General features: G+C 62.4%; 6 protein-coding genes. 3 read left to right on the forward strand and 3 right to left on the reverse strand.

Features of this window, described 5'->3' with window-relative positions:
* The 3 genes from ACJ8IN_RS00005 to fsa form a co-directional block, all read right to left on the reverse strand.
* Positions 1–10,698, reverse strand: a 10,698-nt coding sequence (locus ACJ8IN_RS00005; protein ID WP_442519477.1) for a hemagglutinin repeat-containing protein, incomplete at its 3' end; no start/stop codon positions are given.
* Positions 10,699–10,765: 67 nt separating this feature from the next.
* Positions 10,766–12,487, reverse strand: coding sequence for a ShlB/FhaC/HecB family hemolysin secretion/activation protein (locus tag ACJ8IN_RS00010; RefSeq protein WP_060428155.1), 1,722 nt, complete (start codon positions 12,485–12,487; stop codon positions 10,766–10,768).
* A 269-nt stretch (positions 12,488–12,756) separates the two neighbouring features.
* Complete coding sequence (fsa, locus tag ACJ8IN_RS00015) at positions 12,757–13,422, reverse strand: fructose-6-phosphate aldolase (protein WP_161764419.1); 666 nt, start codon at positions 13,420–13,422, stop codon at positions 12,757–12,759.
* A gap of 149 nt (positions 13,423–13,571) precedes the next feature.
* Between fsa and ACJ8IN_RS00020 the strand changes: the two genes are divergently transcribed.
* The 3 genes from ACJ8IN_RS00020 to ACJ8IN_RS00030 are packed head-to-tail and all read left to right on the forward strand — an operon-like array spanning position 13,572 to position 17,705.
* The gene (locus tag ACJ8IN_RS00020; protein ID WP_049232979.1) at positions 13,572–14,471 is read left to right on the forward strand and encodes a glycyl-radical enzyme activating protein; all 900 of its coding nucleotides are present in this window, start codon (positions 13,572–13,574) and stop codon (positions 14,469–14,471) included.
* A 4-nt stretch (positions 14,472–14,475) separates the two neighbouring features.
* Positions 14,476–16,908, forward strand: a complete 2,433-nt coding sequence (locus ACJ8IN_RS00025) for a formate C-acetyltransferase/glycerol dehydratase family glycyl radical enzyme (RefSeq protein WP_060420996.1) — start codon at positions 14,476–14,478, stop codon at positions 16,906–16,908.
* Positions 16,909–16,958: 50 nt separating this feature from the next.
* A complete protein-coding gene (locus ACJ8IN_RS00030) occupies positions 16,959–17,705 on the forward strand; it encodes a DeoR/GlpR family DNA-binding transcription regulator (RefSeq protein WP_033647550.1) in 747 nt (248 codons plus the stop codon).
* Positions 17,706–17,832: the final 127 nt, after the last annotated feature.

Raw genomic sequence — 17,832 nt, forward strand, 5'->3', positions numbered from 1 at the left:
TAATTTCCGTCCTTCAGTAGCAGCACTTTTTGTTTTATCTACATTAACTGAGCCATCCAGATTTAAAACAACTCTAAAGTTACCTTTGCTATCAAAAACTTCAAGATGATTTTTATGGCTAGCATCCAGATAAAATTGATCTCCCTTACGGATCTCATCACTGATGTTACTAGAAGCTTTATAAACTGTTTGTCCTTGATAAATTTTGCTTGTTTTCTGTGAACTATCTTTTGCCAAGACACCAAAACCAGCCTGCTTAAAGAACTCCCCCATATTTCCGACAGAGCCAGCATTAGGAACATATGGAACTTTCTTACCTGGAAGGATGATTCCAGCAATCAACCCTCCTGTTGCTTCCAGCGCTGCCTGATTCCCTTCAGATGCCTGAACTAACGTGTCTTTCACCGCTGACCAGGTTTCACTTTGCATCAGGGCAGTAACGGTATCCGCCACTGCCTGATTCTTCCCGGCCAGGTCGCTCATCGCCTTGCTGCAGTAGCTGTCGCCCGCAGCACATGAAGCCAGTGCCATTGCAGCATCAGCGGCGTAGTCCGCCGAGCCTAGTGCAGCATCACCTGTATCAGCAAGGCCATTGATAATGGCGTTCGCGATAGCAGAAGTGGTGCCTTCACCCAGCTTTTCCCTAACCTGATTTTTCAGAGACTCGGCGGCCTGTTTAACAGACTCCCGCGCCTTATCTCCTGACAACGAGTTATTCTCTACCGCATTCTTCCCTGCCTGCCCGCCGGTCACCGCTCCCGCAGTATCCCCCGTCGCCAGCCCGCCTGCAAGCCCTGCGGCCAGCTGGCTCAGCGCGCTCACCTGCTGTTTCTCACTTTCGCTCAGCTGCTGCGCCGTCTTGCCCGGGAACAGCTGCCCGGCAATGTAGCGCGCCGCCAGTTCACCGCCCCCCGCGCCCAGTCCCCCTGCCGCGGCCGACTGGTTGTTCAACTGCGCCGTCACCGCGCCCAGCACTGCATGCGCCATTGTGTTGGCAGCAACGTCGACTTCACCGGTCAGCGGATTGGTGGTCAGTTTCTTGATTTCCGTCGCCAGATACGGCGAGGCACTGCTCGCCAGCGCACCCGCCAGGTTATTGCCCGCCAGTGCCGTCAGCGCCCCCGTTACCGCCTGCGCCGCCTTCTGCAGGTCGCTGCCGGTGCCGTATTGCCGCATCGCGTTGTCGTATGCCTGCTGCATCACCGCCGCTTCGTTCGTTGGTTTGCCGCTCTTCTCAAGCTGTTCCCTGGCCTGCGCCAGCGCCGCCGGGTCTTTCTGTGCCTTCAGCCCGGCGATATCGCCCTGCGTGCGGATGACGTCCATCGCCTGGCCGCCAATCTCCCCAATCAACTGCGCCTGCTTGAGCCGGTTTTGCTCCTTCTCCTTGTTGAATATCGGGCTGATGCTGCCGGCGTTGGCATGCTCGGTATCCCGGTTCAGCTGCGCCACATCCTGCTGCTGTTTGCCGGTGTCGCGAACTATCAGCGTACCTTCGCTAACCCCGGCCTTTGTCGTGCCCTCGGCGTGCCCGCTGTGGTTGGCGCCCGACAGCATGCCGCCGGCCATGTTGGTCAGCAGATCCTTGCCCACCGGCCCGCCGGTGCTGAATGACCCGCCGCTGTGCGTCGCGCTGTAGTCCGCCTGGTTGTGGATGTCCGTCCAGCCCAAAGTGCCGGTATCGAGGCGGTTTTTCTCCTTGTCAGCTTGGCTTGCAATCACAGCGCCGTCGAGCTGGGTATGTTCTTTGACCTTGACGTCATACCCGCCTTGGCCGGCAAACAGCCCGGTCTGCTCTTTTACCGAGTCGAAGTTGCTGTGCAGTTTGTCCTTGCTGGCGCTCACGTTGGCTGAGCCGGTCATCGAGCCGAAGGTGAAGCTGCCGCCCGCGCTGGCGTTTTGCTGTTTGGCATCATAACGGTCGCTGTCCTGCTGGCTTTCCAGCGCCAGGTTACGGCCCACGTCGACGGTGACTTTTTCTCCGCTGGCCTGCGCGCCGGTAAGCCGGGTGTCGCGGCCGCTGGTCACCTTGAGATTACTGCCGGCATCCAGGGTGGTTTCGGCATGCGTCAGGCCGTTGCCGTTCTCATGCCCCTTGCCGGCATTGACGCCGGCCGAGACGCTGATGCCATAACCGCCAGAGCCTGCGCCGATGCCGACACCGACGTTGCCGCCTTTGCTGCTGTTTTTGCCGACGGTGCTTTCGCGGTTCTGCGCCGACTGCAGGGTAATGTCCCGCGCCGCATCGAGCGACAGATCTTTGCCCGCTTTCAGCTGGCTGCCGGTGACGACGATATCGCCACTTTGCGCGTTGTGGTTCTTGCCGCTCGCCGTTATCGACAGGTTTTGCCCGGCGGTGAGCGTGCTGCCCTGCGACTGGCGGCTGTCGGTGCGGGTTTCGCTCTTCGACGATTGGCTGCCGTAGGAGGCGCTGATACCCACCGTATTGGTGGCGCCCTGCGCCGCACCTTCGTCCCCCGGCTGCAAGCCGGCAGCGGCGTTTTTCGCCTCCGCCGAGGCGGTCAGCGCATTATCCCGCTCCCAGGCCTGTGCAGCCTGCACGCCGGACAGCGCCGCCTTGGTGTTTTGCAGCGCGTTCAGGCGCCCATCGCCTTCTTTTCGCGCCTGCTGCGCCGAGCTGACGGCGGTGTTGAGTGCGCCGCCCACGGTGCCCGACAGCGCCACGCTTAGGCCGCTCTGCTTCTGCTCGTAGGTCTCTTTACGCGTGCGCGCATCAACGCCGGGATCGATAGTCACGCTGTCGCCGGTAAGAGCCAGATCCTTGGCCGCCACCAGATCGGCGCCGCCGATGTGCAGTTGGTTGCCCGCCGTGACGTTGACGCTGCCCTGACTGCTGCCGACGGTGCTGACGCTTTGGCTTTGGGTCCGGCCTTTCTCGTCGATTTCGTGTTTGCTCGACTGTTTGCCAATGGTGAAGCCGATGCCGCCGCTGCCCAGCAGGCCGCTTTTTTTCTTCTCTTCCAGCCGGTAATGCGTGTCGGTCTCGGTGGCCGCGCCGATGTCGACGTTACGGCCGGCCTGCAGGTTCACGTCCTGGTCGGCGGCAATGGCCGAGCCGGTGACCGTCAGATCGTTGCCGGCGCTGACGCTGACGCTGTTGCCGCTGAGCAGACTGCCTTTCTCGCGTGTGGTGGCGTCATGCGCCATGCTGTGGCTACTGCTTTTTTTCAGGAAACCTTTTTTCTGTGACCGCTCTTCACTGAGGGCCGACTCGCGTTCGGTGGCGGTATTGAGGGTCACATCCTGCTTCGCCTGCAGGGCGATGGCGCCCTGGTCACTGTGCAGGGCGCTGCCGGTAACCGTGACGTCGCCTTCACGCCCGATCACGGTCACACCCTCGCGCCCGCTGAAGGTGCTGCCGGTGCTGATTTCGCGCTCGGTTTGCTCTTCGCGATGGCTCTTGGTTTTGCCTTCGCGCTTGTTTTCGCTGTCCAGATCTTGCGTGCGGGTACGCGCGTCTTTAATGGTCACGTCCCGCGCGCTGACGCCAATACGCCCCTCTTTACTGTCAATCTGCGCGCCTTCGGCCAACAGGCGGTTGCCCGCCACCAGGGTGACGCCCTGGTCTCCGCCGAGTGCGCTTACTGTCAGGCGCTCTTCCTGGCGGTCGTTGCTGACTGATGAAGTACGGCTGTTGGCGTCCAGGTGCGTGGTGTTGGTGGTGCTTTCGGCCCTGATGTTGATATCGCCGCCGGCCTGCACGCGGGTGCTGCCGGCGGCGCTGGCCTGGCTGCCCGTGAACGTGACGTCTCGCCCGGCATTGAGCGTGAGGTTGCCGCCGGCGTTAAGCTCACTCCCCAGAGCCTGCTGCCATTCGCCGCTGACGTGCGCCATCCGGGAGCCTGCCGCTTCCGTGCCGCCGCGGGTGCGGTTACCCATTGAACCGGAGATAACCTCAAGATCGGCGGTATGGCTGCTTTTCGCGGCGGTGATGGTCAGATCGTTACGCGCGCTCAGGCTGAGCGTATCGGTCGCATCCAGTTTCGCTCCGGTGAGCGTGATATCGGTGCCGCGCAGGCGAATGTCGCCGGCGCTCATGGTCGCCTGGCGCAGCGCGTCCTGCAGGTTAGTGCTCATGGCCAGACTGTCTGCCTGCACGTCAATGCTGCCTGCCCTGACGTCGCCGCCCTGATGCAGGAACTGCCCGGCGTCAACCGTCAGGGCTTTTTCGGCAAACAGGTTGCCGGCATTGGTGATGCTGTTTGCCGAGAGTTGCAGGTCGCCGCCGCCAATTAGCGCGCCATCGCCGGTCAGGCGCAGCGTAGTCTGTGCCAGATACACCTTCGGCACCCACACCGTTTGCGGGCCGCCTTCCGTTTGCACCGTCTCGCTCACCAGCCAGACGATATCCTGTTGCAGCGCCGCAATCTGCTCCGGCGTCAACGCCACGCCCGGCACCAGATGGAAGTCCTGGGCGACTTTGCTGCCGTTGTTCATCAGTTGCTGGTACTGCTCCATCGCATCCCAGCCCTTGACGGACGGTTTGCCGGTCAGCGCCAGCACCTGCTCGCGCACCAGACGCTGCTCGTAAAAGCCGTCCCCCAGGCGCTTATGGGCCTGCGCGGGGTCATACCCTACGCGCTCGAGCATGTAGTCGCTGCTGATAAAGTTGTCGCGGCGGGTAAAGCGTTCATCGGTTACCACCAGGAACGGGCTGCCGATCGCCGTATGTTGACTAAACAAGCCGTTATTGGGGATGGCGGTGGCCACATTGCCCAGATGCTGTAACTGCGTCAGCGCCAGCTCAGACGGCAGCAGTGGGCGCCCCAGCGGCGAGGACGGCGTGGCGCCCGGTCTTGTCATTTGCTCGCCCGGCGCCAGCGTCGTATCGCCGTCAGGTCGGGCAGCGCCCTCTACCGTGAAGGCCAGCGGATTGCGCTCAAGCTCGGCGCGTTCGGCATCCACCGCCTTTAACGCCGCATCCAGTTGACTGATTTGCGCCTGATTGACCGTGGTGTTGGTGATACGGGCTCCGTTGATGGTGACCGTGCCATTGCCGGTGATCAGCCCGTCAACGGTCGCCAGCGCCGTGGTTTCGTCCCGGTTGAACGTGGGGTACCAGTGATGCGTGTCCTTGTCATAATGGTCAACGATAGCCGCCTGACGCCGCTCGTTAACCGAGTAACCGCGGTTGTCCACGCTGCCGCCGCCGTCCTGCGTCAGGTTGCCGTTGGCCGTAATGACGCTGGCGTCATTGAGCAACGTTCCCGTGATGCGCAGCACCATGTTGCCGCCGGCCAGAATACGCGCGCCGATCCCCTCACTCACCAGCTTGTCGCGCGTCACCGTGCCGCTCTCGGTACGTTCGCGGAAGTTGTTGTAATCGGTGATGAACGGCGCGCTGTCGATATCGACATGCTTTTCGGGATCCCAGGTCATCACCTGCGTCCAGTCGTGCTCCCAATGGAAGCCGTTTTGATAAGGCGTCGGAATGGTCGCCAGCTGATTGCCCCCACGCGTTTCATAGAACGTCATCGCATAGCTGCCATCGGCATTCGGCTTGAGCGCCAGGTAGTTGACCCACAGGTCGGTCAATTGGCCCTTATTGTCCTTGACCCGCACCTGTGCGCGCTTGCCCGCCGCATCAATGGCCAGCAGTGTGCCGTAGCGGTTGGTTTGCGCCGCCGCGTCATCCTGATAGGTCAGCTGTTGGGTGGTCGGCGCCATGGTGATTTTATCGGGATTGACCTTTGAACCGTAGGAGCGCCAGTAGTAGTTGTAGCGGTGCCATTTGTAGTCGCTCTTCTCGGCGTTACGCTCAATCACCAGCCCTTCGCGCAGGTTGTTCAGGCGACGCGCTTCCACGGTGGCGTCACCGTCCGCTTCGATAAAGCTGGCCCGGTTTTCAATCAGGTCATCGCTGTGCAGGTGCAGACGGTCGGCGCTGTAAATCAGCGCGCCCTCCCGGTTGGTCAGCCGCTCACCGGCCTGCACCGTCAGGCTGTGGGTCGCCGCCATCACCGCAGGCGCACCGTGGTTGTCGATAATGCGCCCGTTCACGGTGATGTCGTCGCCCATCAGCGCCGCGGCGTTGTCCAGGGTATCGACGTTCAGCGCCATGCTGTCCGCCTCAAGGCGCCCGGTGTTTTGCAAGGCTCCGGTCGTCAGCTGCAGCGTTTTGCCCACCAGCGCCGCCGGATTGGTGATGCTGGCCGCATGGAGCGCCAGCTTGCCGGGCAGCAACCAATCCGCCAGGTTGGTGAAGGCGCCGCTCAGGGAGAACGTCACCGTACCGTTACTGCTGATCGTTTCGCCGGCCTGATGGGTGTAGTCCTGCTGCGCGGACAGCGTCAGCGCCTGCAGCCCCAGCAGGGTACCGTTCTGATTATCCAAGGTACGCGCATGCAAGGTAAGTTGCCCGGCGCTCTCCACTCGCCCGCCCTGGTTGAGCAGCGCCAGCGGCGAGTCGGTCCGTGACCGGTCAGTATTGATATTGAGGTTGCCGTTGGCCAGGATCCGCCCCTGGCGGTTGTCCAGCTGCGTGACCCCCGAGAGGGTCATCTGGCCGCTACTCTGCAGGCGGCCTGCGGTATTGTCGATATCACGAGAGGTGATATCGGTGCGCGTGGTGCTCAGTATCAACCCGCCATCGCGATTGTTCAGGCGCTCGGCCTGCACATCCAGTTCCGCCTGGCTGCTGAGCGTGCCCTGACCGCTGTTATCGAGCGTCCCGGCCTTGAGCGCCAGCCCCTGGGTTGACACTAATTGCCCACCCCGGTTGTTGACCTGCGCCCCCTCAAGCGTGAGCGCGTCGCCGCTGTGCACCTTGCCATGCTGATTGTTAAGCCGGTCGAGTCGGTAGGTGCCCGCCCCCTGACTGATGAGCGTACCACCGGTATTATCCAGCTGCTTTGATGCCACCGCGATGCCGCCGCGGCTGCTGAATACGCCGCGTGTATTATTGATACCGGCGGCCGACACCTCTTGCCCGCCATTGCTGCGCACTGCACCGCCGGTATTTTCCAGCAAACCAAGAATGCGCAGCGCCACGCGTTGCTGGCCGTCTATCGTCCCGCCGGCATTATTCAGCGCCTGCGCATCAAGCGCCAGCGCATCGCCGCCCTGTATTTTCCCGCCGCGGTTGTCCAGCCCGCCGTTCAAATTGAGCCGCAGCTGCTTCTGGCTGTAGAGTTGCCCCGCCTGGACGTTATCAAGGCTGCGGGCGGCGATAGTCAGCGCCTGGCCCGCCAGCCATTCGCCGCCGGTGTTATTGATGGCGCCGGCGTGCTCGCCGTCAGCGGCCCCTTGTACGGTCAGTTGCCCCTGCGCCGAGACCTTACCGCTGCGGTTATCGATATCCTGTTTGATGCGCAGCGCCAGGTTTTGCGCCGATTGCATCACGCCCCGGGCGTTATCCAACCAGTCAGCCGTAAGCTGTGTTTCCTGCCGGCTCTGTACGCTGCCCTGCGTATTGTCAAAACCGCCGCTGATGGCCCGCCAGCTCCCCAGGCTGCCCATCCAGCCCTGCGTGTTGACGATATCCTGTGCCTGCAACACCTGAGACGATTGACTGAAAACACGCCCCTGGCGGTTATCCAGTATGCCGGTGAACTGCATGTCCAGGCTATCCAGCGCGTTGATGGCGCCCTGAGCATTGAGCAGACTGGCGGCGCGCACCTGCGTGCGGCCATTGCCGGTCAAGGTGCCGTTTTGGTTATCCCAGCCCCCCGCCAGATTCAGAGAAAGCGCCTGGCCGCCCAGCACCACCCCTGCGGCGCGGTTGGTCAACTGGCCTCCCTGCAGAGACAGATCGCCGCCGCTCTGCAGGGAGCCGCCGTCATTATCGAACAGGCTGCCTGCTCCGCCGTTAACGGCAAGGGCCTGCTGCGCGGTCAGTTTGCCGGAACGGTTGAGGATATTGCCAGTCGCATCCAGCGTCAGGCCTCCGCCGGACTGCAGCCGCCCGCCGGTATTGTCGAGCGACTGCGCGTTGGCGGTGACCTGCCGGCCACCTTGTGCGGTGCCGCCCTGATTGTCCCAATCGCCATCGGTGTTGACGGCGAGTGCGCTGCCGCCTTCAAGCCAGCCGGCGGCGTTGCTCAACCCTTGCTTCGCCGTCAGGTTCGCATCCTGCCTGGCGACCACCTTGCCCTGAGCGTTATCGAGGCGCTGCGCCGTTAGCGTGAGCGACTCGCCGCTGATTTCCCCCTCGCGGTTGCCAAGCACACCCGACGCAGTGAGAGAGAGTCTCTGTCCGCCCAGCAGCTTGCCGGCCTCGTTGCGGATGTCTCGCGCTGACACCGTGGTTTGCCCATTCCCCTGCACCCTACCGTGATGATTGCTCAGCTCGCCCTCACTGCTCACCGTCAGCATCTCATCGGCGCCCAGCAGCCCCTGCGTGTTGTCCAGCCCCTGACGGGCATGCAGGTTAAGCCGTTGTCGGCCAATCACCTTGCCCTGCTTGTTGTCGAGACGGTCTGACTGCACCGTCAGCACCGTAGCACTGATTTCACCGCCGCGGTTGGTGGCGTTGCCCGAGGTCTGCAGGGTTGATGTATGGCCTGAAAGCAGCTTACCGCCGTCGTTGTTGAGATTGCTCGCCGTTGCCGTGACGGCCGTTTCACCTTGCGCCGTGCCGCCACGGTTGTCCCAGTCGCCGGCGTGCACATTCAGCGCCTTGCCGGCGCCAATCAGGCCGCGTTGGTTATCCAGGCGGCCGGCCGTCATTTCGAGATTTCCCTGGCCGATGACCTGCCCCTGCGCGTTATCCAGCCGTTGTACCGCCAGACGCACGTCATCGCCGCTCAGGGTGCCGGACTGGTTATTCAGATCGCTACCTGCCTCAAGCGCCAGGCCGTTCCCCGCCAGCAGGTTGCCGCCGGCATTATTCACCGCGCCATCAGCATGGAGCGTGAGCCCCGCCTGGGTTTTTATCGTGCCGCGCTGGTTATCGAGGCGGCCGGCGTCGAGGCGAAGAGCTCCGTTGCTGCCCATCGTGCCACCGCCATTGTCGAGCAGGCCACCCACTCGCCAGTGCTGCGCCGTTTCCCCCAACGCCACCAGGCGACCGCGCTGATTGACTAACTGACCGGCCGAAAGCCGGAGGCTCTGCGTCTCGATGGTGCCGTCACTGTTATCCAGCGCGCCTGCCAGGGTGAAACGGCTTTCACCATCACCGGTCTGAGACCAGGTAGCCTGTTGGTTGAACAGGTTGTCAGCATCGACCGCCCAGCGCCCGGCCTTGACCTTGGCCTGCTGCGCATCCACATTTCCCTTCGTGCTCACGGCCAGCTCACCGCTGTCTACGGTGGACTGGCGCAAGGCCACGCCGCCCTCGCGGGCCGCCAGCGCGGTGCGGCCGGCCGCAACCTGCGCGCCGCTGATATCCACCCGGCGCCCGGACGCGTTGACGTTCTTTTTACCGAGCAGACTGCCACTGGCGCGGATATCGCCCTGGCTATCAAGCTGCAGATTGGCATCATGGACCAGCGCGCTTTCGACATTACTGCCCGCCAGCAGGTGGCCGCTGCTTTGGATGCCGCGCGCGGCGTTCAGGTGCACATTCCCGGCCGCCGCCAGCGTACCGGACTGCGTCAACATTCCCTCGCGACTCTGCACGGCCAGTTGGCCACCGCTATACACTTTGCCGTGCGTCTCGATGTCGCCTTTTGCCGCCAATTGAATATCGCCGCCGGCCTGGGTGGCCGCATCCGGCGCATCAGAGCGCCAACTGAGCTTGCCTTCGCTGCTCACGGTGAGCGTTTTGCCCGCCCGGACCTGTCCGCCCTGGTTACGCACGCCGACGCCGGCTTCGGTGCCGATCATGCGGATACTGCCGCTGTACATGCCGCCCATCTGCCCCATGTCGATGGCAAGCTCAGGCCTGGCACTGCCGTCGTCCGAAAGCGGCGCGGCGGTTTTACCGTCCGCGCTCACGCGGTTACGACCGGCCACCAGCGTCACGCCTTCTTTAGCCCAGACGCCGGCGTTGACCTCCACCGCGCGCGCCAGAATGTCGACGTACTCGGTATCATGACGGGTATCGCCGTTGAGCCCACCGCCCTCGATGCGCAACACGCCGCGCTCGACCTGGTAGCCCGCCACGCTGCCATCGGCGTTCAGTTGCGGTTTGCCGGTGGTCAGCGTCATGCGCCCAGCGTTGATGGTGCCGCAGCCGTTGCAGACAATGCCGGCGGGGTTGGCCACAATCACCTGCGCCTTGCCGCCGGCCACTTCCATAAAACCGCGCAGCTGGCTGGGATTGTTGCTGTTGACTTCGTTGAGGATGACGCGAGCCGGCGCGGAATTGGGATTGAGATTAGGGTTACCCTGGATCATCCCGGCCATCTGGGTCGCGGTCATCACCGCCGAGTTGTTGAGGATGGCGCCTTTGGCGTCGACGTCGAACTGCTGATACTGATTATGTGAAACCCCAGCCTGGTTGGGGGCGGTGATGTTGACCTGCGGCAAGCCGTTCTGGGTAGTGATGACCTCCGGCCGCTGGGAAGGATTGGCACCGCCGTCCGCGACAATGCCGTCTGCCATGACGGGGCCGGCGAACATCAACAGCCCAAGCAGCCACACTGACCGACGCACGGTGACCCACAGACGACTTCCACCTGTTATTCCTGAACCGATGCGCTGCCCCGGCTCGCTGCTGCAGCTGCGGGCCAGTTCGGACACCACCCGCAACTCCCCGTGGGTGCGGCTGAAGATAAGGCGATAGCAATGTTTGTTCATAGGTCACATCCGTGAGAAAAGTCAGTCCGTTCAGATCAGCGCAGCAACGCTGCCGGTATCGCGATGTTCAGATTTCCAGATTTACGCTAAAACCCGCGGTCGCGCCTGAGGTGTGGAACCCCGCAGGCTTGTAGAGCGGAACGCCGGCAAACAGGTCATAGCTGAATCGCCCCCACAGCGCGCCGCGCACGCCGAGCGCGCTGCCCGCCAATTGATGGCCAACCAAGTGGCGGGTGTTTGGGCCGTCCACCCGGCCGTAGTCGGCGGCCAGATACAATTCATGCCCGCGAGAAAACACGTTCCAGGCGATTTCATTGCGCCATAGCAGGCCCTTTTCGCCGGACAGCATCTGTTCGCCGTCAAAGCCACGCACCGTGTAACGCCCGGCAATGGCCATCCGCTCCTGCGGCGTCAGCGCGTTCGGGCTCCACTGGCCTCTTACGCTGGTATATACCCGCCAGGGCTGAACGCCCCAGGAGAACGGCTGATTGATGCCCAGGTCGCCGAGCAAAATGCCGGTACGTGCGCTGCCTTCATGACGCGACTCTTCCGGGGCAGGCAGGGCATTGAATGCGCCGGTGCCGCGGCGCCAGTTGATATTGGCGTCCAGCGTAGTGGTACCGAAGTAGCTGCGCTGATTCAGCCCCAGCTCCCAGCCGGCGGTCCGACGTTTTTGCGACACAATATCAACGTTGTCCACGGCGTTAGTCGAGTGCTTGCGGTAGCCGCGCAGGTTGAGCGTTAACTTGTGCGACTGGTCGCGGTACAGCAACCGGGAGACGGTCAACTGAATGTTGTCGCTCTTGCCGCTGTAGCGCAGCACCTCATTGGCGTTGGGGATGTTCTGGTGATAGGTGTAGTCGTTGTAATTGGCCGAGAAAGCCCAATATCCCACCGGGAAAAAGTAGTTCAGCGTATGTGAACGGTTGCCGAACGGCCCGTGCTGAAACACATCCTTGCCGATGTTGGCGTAAAACAGGTCATTCTGTGCAAACGGCGCATCGATAGCCAGAGTGGCCGAACCGAGATAACGCCCGGTACTTTTGGAGCCGCTGTCGTCCAGCCCCAGGCTGAGCCGCACCGGGCGCCCTTCGTGCCAGTTGACCTGCAGGTCACTGGTTCCGTCCTCGGCGCCGGGTACGATTTTAATATCGGCATTGGCGCTGGGCACCCGCCTGAAGTTCTCCAGCCCCTGTTCGATATCACGCAAGTTGAGGATATCACCGCGTGAGGCCGGAATAGCGTTCCACAGCCGCCCACGCCAGGAGACCGGCTCCTCAAAGCGGATGTCACCGATACGCCCCGGCTGCAGCGTCAGCGTCAATACGCCCGTGGTCAAGTCCTGCTCCTGCGCCATCACGCGTGTGGTGACATAGCCCTTGGCCAGTATGGCGTTTTGTACCTTGTTGATGGCAAGCACAATGCCCTGGCTACCCAGACAGCGGCCCCTGGCATCCGCCGCGGCGTTCAACGCCCATTGAAAGCGATCGGCAGACTCGCCGACCAACGTTAGCCGATTGATGATGAAGCAAGGGCGTTCATCGGTTGGGTAATCGGGCAGCACAACGTCGGGACGGGAAAGGCGCGCATCGGCCTGTGGGGCATTTTGCTGTTGCAGGGCGCGCTCGCGCTCCTGCTGGCGCTGCTGTTCGCGGGCATCAATGGACGCCATTCCATCGCTGGTAGACGCCGAAGCGGAAAACAGGGGTACGACGCCGATCAATAATCCCGACAGCCCGCAGCGGATAGAATAAAGTAAAGCACGAGCAGTATCTGAATCTGAGCGCATCCTTGGCTCCTCACCGTTACTTATAGTTATCTATTTGGTCAAAATCATAAGTTAAGTAAATTAATGTAAATAAAACTCACTCTTGGGCGAATTATGAGCTTCGAGGGGGAAAAATCAACAGCTTTATGGCACTGCGATTGACAAAACCATAAGGAAGGCGGCGGGCATGAGAAGAATGGCGAAACGGCGGGAGGATGACGCCATGATGCGCCATCCTTTAAAATTAATTGTCGATCGGGAGGAAAATCAGTAAACGAGACGGACAGCTATCAGCCCAGCAAATTGCTGCCGAACGCCCCCTGCCAATCCTGTTCGAATTTCTCGACCGCGGCCTGCACCGCCGGCGCGCTGAGGAACTGCTCCGCCACATCCACCGGCAGCGTGATGGCCTGGCAGCCCGCCAGCAGGCATTCCAGCGCCTGGCGCGGCGTTTTGAAGCTGGCGGCCAGCACCTGCGCCGACGGCGCGTGCAGGCTCAGCAGCTGCTGCAGCTCGTGCACCATTTCGATGCCGTCGCCGCCCTGCGCGTCCACCCGATTGACGTAAGGCGCCACGTATTCCGCCCCGGCCAAGGCCGCCAGCAGCCCCTGCCCGGCGCCGTATACCGCCGTGCCCAGCGTTGGGATGGACATCGTTTTAAGCTTCTTGATCGCCGCCAGCCCCTCGGCGGTTGCGGGGATCTTGACCACCAGCCCCGGTATGCGCTGGCTGAGCAGCGCGGCCTCCGCCACCATGCGCTCCGCATCGGCCGCCATCACCTGCGCGAACAGCTTGCCGGTGCCGCCGAGGGCGTCGCGCAGCGCGGGCAGCACTTCCCAGATCGGCTTGCCTTCCTTCGCCACGATGCTTGGGTTGGTGGTGACGCCGTGCAGCGGCAGAATGCGCGCCAGGCGTTTTACCGCCGTCACATCGGCGGTATCGAGATAAAGCTCCATCACGGACTCCTGTGTCATGTTCTGTGGGCGGATTCAAACTCTGATCATCATAGGGCAAAAACCCCGTCAACCTTTGACCAAAATCAATTCAACTTTCATTCGAAACACCTTTAATGACGAAAGATTCAGCAACGCCAAACGGGTGACTCATGTTCTTCAATCTGCAGCGCTACTCGACCCATGACGGCCCCGGTATCCGCAGCGTGGTCTTTTTAAAAGGGTGCCCGCTGAGCTGCCGCTGGTGCCAGAACCCCGAAAGCCGCTCGCGCCACGCGGATCTGCTGTTTGACGAACGCCTGTGCCTGAGCGGCTGTACGCTGTGCGCCGAGCGCTGCCCGCAAGGCCTGCAGCGTGACGAGGGCGCGCTGACGCTGCGGCGCGAAGCCATCAGCGCAGACGACTATGCGGCGCTGGCCGCCGCCTGCCCGACCGGCGCGCTCAGCCTGTGCGGCAGCGCGGTCAACCTCGACGATATCATGGCCGAGGTGATGCGGGATAAGCCTTTCTACCTGCGCAGCGGCGGTGGTGTAACGCTGTCCGGCGGCGAACCCTTTATGCAGCCGGAGGTCGCGGCGGAGCTGCTGCGGCGCGGCCGCGAAGCCGGCATCCACACCGCTGTCGAATCCTGTCTGCACGTTCCGTGGCGTTACATCGCCCCTTCGTTGCCCTGGCTGGATTTGCTGTTGGCCGATCTCAAACACACCGATGAAGCGCGTTTCAAAACCTGGACCGGCGGCTCCGCCCGTCGGGTGATGAACAATTTCCGCCGGCTGGCGGCGCACGGCGTGCCAATGACCGTGCGCGTGCCGCTGATCCCCGATTTCAATGCCGATCGCCATTCTGTCCGCGCGATTGTCGACTTCGCCGCCGACGAGATCGGCGTGTCGGAGATCCATTTTTTGCCGTACCACACGCTGGGCATCAACAAGTATCACCTGCTCGGCGAACCTTACCGCGCCGCCCGCACGCCGCTGGACGCGCCCGATCTGCTGGCCTTCGCCGAAGCGTACGCCGGCGCCAAAGGCCTGAGCGCCATTTTGCGAGGATAACGCCATGACTACGTTGGATTTGACCACCCTCAGCGCCCGCATCCAGGCGCATAAGAACGCGCTGATTCACATCGTCAAACCGCCGGTGTGCACCGAACGCGCTCAGCACTATACCGAGGCCTATCAACAGCATCAGGATCGGCCGCTGCCGGTGCGCCGCGCGCTGGCGCTGGCCAACCATCTGGCGAAGCGCAGCATCTGGATCGCCAACGACGAGCTGATCGTCGGCAACCAGGCCAGCGAGCTGCGCGCCGCGCCGATCTTCCCCGAATACACCGTCGGCTGGATAGAAAACGAGATCGACCAGTTGGCCGACCGGCCGGGCGCCGGCTTCTCGGTCAGCGAAGAGAACAAGGCGATTTTGCACCGTCTTTGCCCCTGGTGGCGCGGCCAAACGGTGCAGGATCGCTGCTATGGCATGTTTACCGACGAACAGAAGGCGCTGCTCGCCACCGGCATCATCAAGGCCGAGGGCAACATGACCTCCGGCGACGCCCACCTGGCGGTCAACTTCCCGCTGCTGCTGGAACTAGGCCTCGACGGCCTGCGTGAAAAGGTGAACGCGCGCCGCAGCCGCCTGCGCCTGACCGAGTGGGAAGATCTGCATAAAGCGCAGTTTCTCAACGCCATCGACATCGTGCTGGCGGCGCTGAGCGAACACATACTGCGCTTCGCTCACCTGGCGCGCGACATGGCGCAGCGCGAAACCCGCGACTGGCGGCGCACCGAGCTGCTGGCTATCGCAGACAACTGCGATCTGATCGCCCATCGCCCGCCGCACACCTTCTGGCAGGCGCTGCAGCTGTGCTATTTCATCCAGCTGACGTTGCAGATCGAATCCAACGGCCATTCGGTTTCCTTCGGCCGCCTCGACCAATATCTCTATCCCTGGTATCGGCGCGACGTCGAGCTGGAGCAGAACCTGGCGCGGGAAGACGCCATCGAGCTGCTGCACAGTTGCTGGCTGAAGCTGCTGGAGGTCAACAAGATCCGCTCCGGCTCGCACTCCAAGGCCTCCGCCGGCAGCCCGCTGTACCAGAACGTCACCATCGGCGGCCAAAAGCTGCTCGACGGCCGGCCGTGCGACGCGGTTAACCCGCTGTCCTACGCCATTCTCGAATCCTGCGGCCGCCTGCGCTCCACCCAACCCAACCTCAGCGTGCGTTACCACGCAGGAATGAGCGCCGATTTCCTCGACGCCTGCGTGCAGGTGATCCGCTGCGGCTTCGGCATGCCGGCGTTCAACAACGACGAAATCGTCATTCCCGAGTTCATCAAGCTGGGGGTTGAACCGCAGGACGCCTACGACTATGCCGCCATCGGCTGCATCGAGACCGCCGTCGGCGGCAAATGGGGCTATCGCTGCACCGGCATGAGCTTCATCAACTTTGCCCGCGTGCTGCTGGCGGCGCTGGAACAGGGCCGCGACGCCACCTCCGGGCAGATTTTCCTGCCGCAGGAACAGGCGCTGTCCAAAGGAAACTTCGCCGATTTCGAGCAGGTGATGGCCGCCTGGGACCGACAAATCCGCTACTACACGCGCAAGTCAATTGAGATCGAATGCGTGGTGGACAGCGTGCTGGAGGAGAACGCCCACGATATTCTCTGTTCCGCGCTGGTGGATGACTGCATCGAACGCGGCAAAAGCATCAAGCAAGGCGGCGCCAAGTACGACTGGGTTTCCGGCCTGCAGGTCGGCATCGCCAACCTCGGCAACAGCCTGGCGGCGGTGCGCAAACTGGTGTTCGAGCAAGGGGCGATCGGCCAGCAGCGGCTGGCGGCGGCGCTGGCCGACGACTTCGCCGGGCTGGATGGCGAACAGCTGCGCCAGCGGCTGCTCAACGCCGCGCCCAAATACGGCAACGACGTGGACGAGGTCGATCGGCTGCTGGTGCGCGCCTACCAAACCTACATCGACGAACTGAAGCAGTATCGCAACACCCGCTTCGGCCGCGGGCCGATAGGCGGCGGCTACTACGCCGGCACCTCGTCTATCTCGGCCAACGTGCCCTTCGGCGCCGCCACCCTCGCCACCCCGGATGGGCGCAAGGCGCACCAGCCGCTGGCGGAAGGCGCCAGCCCGGCGTCCGGCACCGACCACCTGGGGCCGACCGCGGTGTTCAATTCGCTCGCCAAGTTGCCTACCGAGGCAATCCTCGGCGGCGTGCTGCTCAACCAAAAGCTGAACCCGGCGACGCTGGACAACCCGCGCGATCGGGAAAAGCTGATGCTGATGTTGCGCACCTTCTTCGAGAGCTATCGCGGCTGGCATGTGCAGTACAACATCGTGTCGCGCGAAACGCTGCTGGCGGCGAAGCAACACCCTGACCAATATCGTGATTTAGTGGTTCGCGTAGCTGGCTATTCCGCCTTCTTTACCGCATTATCCCCTGAGGCGCAGGATGATATTATTGCGCGCACAGAACATACTCTTTAAACCTTTGACTCTTAGCGGCCGCACCTTGGCGGCCGCATCATCAGGCCGATATGAATTTACGACAACAGACCATATTGCAGTTGGTTAACGATCGCCGGCGGATCAGCGTCAATGAGCTGGCGCGCGCCTCGGGCGTCTCGGAAGTCACCATCCGGCAGGATCTCAACCTGCTGGAAAAGCGCAGTTATCTGAAGCGGGTACACGGTTCCGCCGTGGCGCTGGAGAGCGACGACGTCGACGCCCGCATGATGTCCAATTTCACCCTCAAACAACGGTTGGCGCAATATGCCGCCGCGCAGGTCAACGACGGCGAGACGATCTTCATCGAGAGCGGCAGCGCCAATGCCCTGCTGGCGCGCTACATCGCCGAGCGCAAGCGCATTACGCTGATCACTGTCAGCCACTACATCGCCAACCTGCTGAAAGAAACCGACTGCGACGTGATTGTGCTGGGCGGCATGTACCAGAAGAAAAGCGAGACAGTGGTCGGCCCGCTTACGCGGCTGTGCATTCAGCAGGTGCATTTCAACAAGGCGTTTATCGGCATTGACGGCTTTCAGGCCGAAACCGGCTTTACCGGCCGCGACATGATGCGCGCCGACGTGGTCAGCGCGGTGCTGGCCAAGGGCGTGGAGAATATTGTGCTGACGGACTCGAGCAAATTCGGCCAGATCCAGCCCAACCCGCTGGCGCAGACCGGCCAGATCAGTCGTGTGATCACCGATTCGCGCTTGGCGCTGGAGTATCAGCATCAGCTGAAACGTCAGGGCGTACAGGTGGAGCTGGTCAACGAATAACGCAGGTCACCGCCGCACCGCGCGGGCTACACCGCGCGCCTTCCCCTTGCGCAGCGGGATTTTAAGACTATTTACCTGTTTATCCTTCCCGAGAAACCTATACTCAGTTTCGGCGACTTTTGGGCCG

The organism is Serratia sp. CY31944 (assembly GCF_052169175.1).
In the GTDB taxonomy this organism is placed as follows: Bacteria; Pseudomonadota; Gammaproteobacteria; order Enterobacterales; family Enterobacteriaceae; genus Serratia; species Serratia sarumanii.

Coding starts and splice junctions, on each gene's coding strand:
- ACJ8IN_RS00020 (WP_049232979.1), top strand. CDS start 13,572: ATGTTCTTCAATCTGCAGCGCTACTCGACCCATGACGGCCCCGGTATC.
- ACJ8IN_RS00025 (WP_060420996.1), top strand. CDS start 14,476: ATGACTACGTTGGATTTGACCACCCTCAGCGCCCGCATCCAGGCGCAT.
- ACJ8IN_RS00030 (WP_033647550.1), top strand. CDS start 16,959: ATGAATTTACGACAACAGACCATATTGCAGTTGGTTAACGATCGCCGG.
- ACJ8IN_RS00010 (WP_060428155.1), bottom strand. CDS start 12,487: ATGCGCTCAGATTCAGATACTGCTCGTGCTTTACTTTATTCTATCCGC.
- fsa (WP_161764419.1), bottom strand. CDS start 13,422: ATGGAGCTTTATCTCGATACCGCCGATGTGACGGCGGTAAAACGCCTG.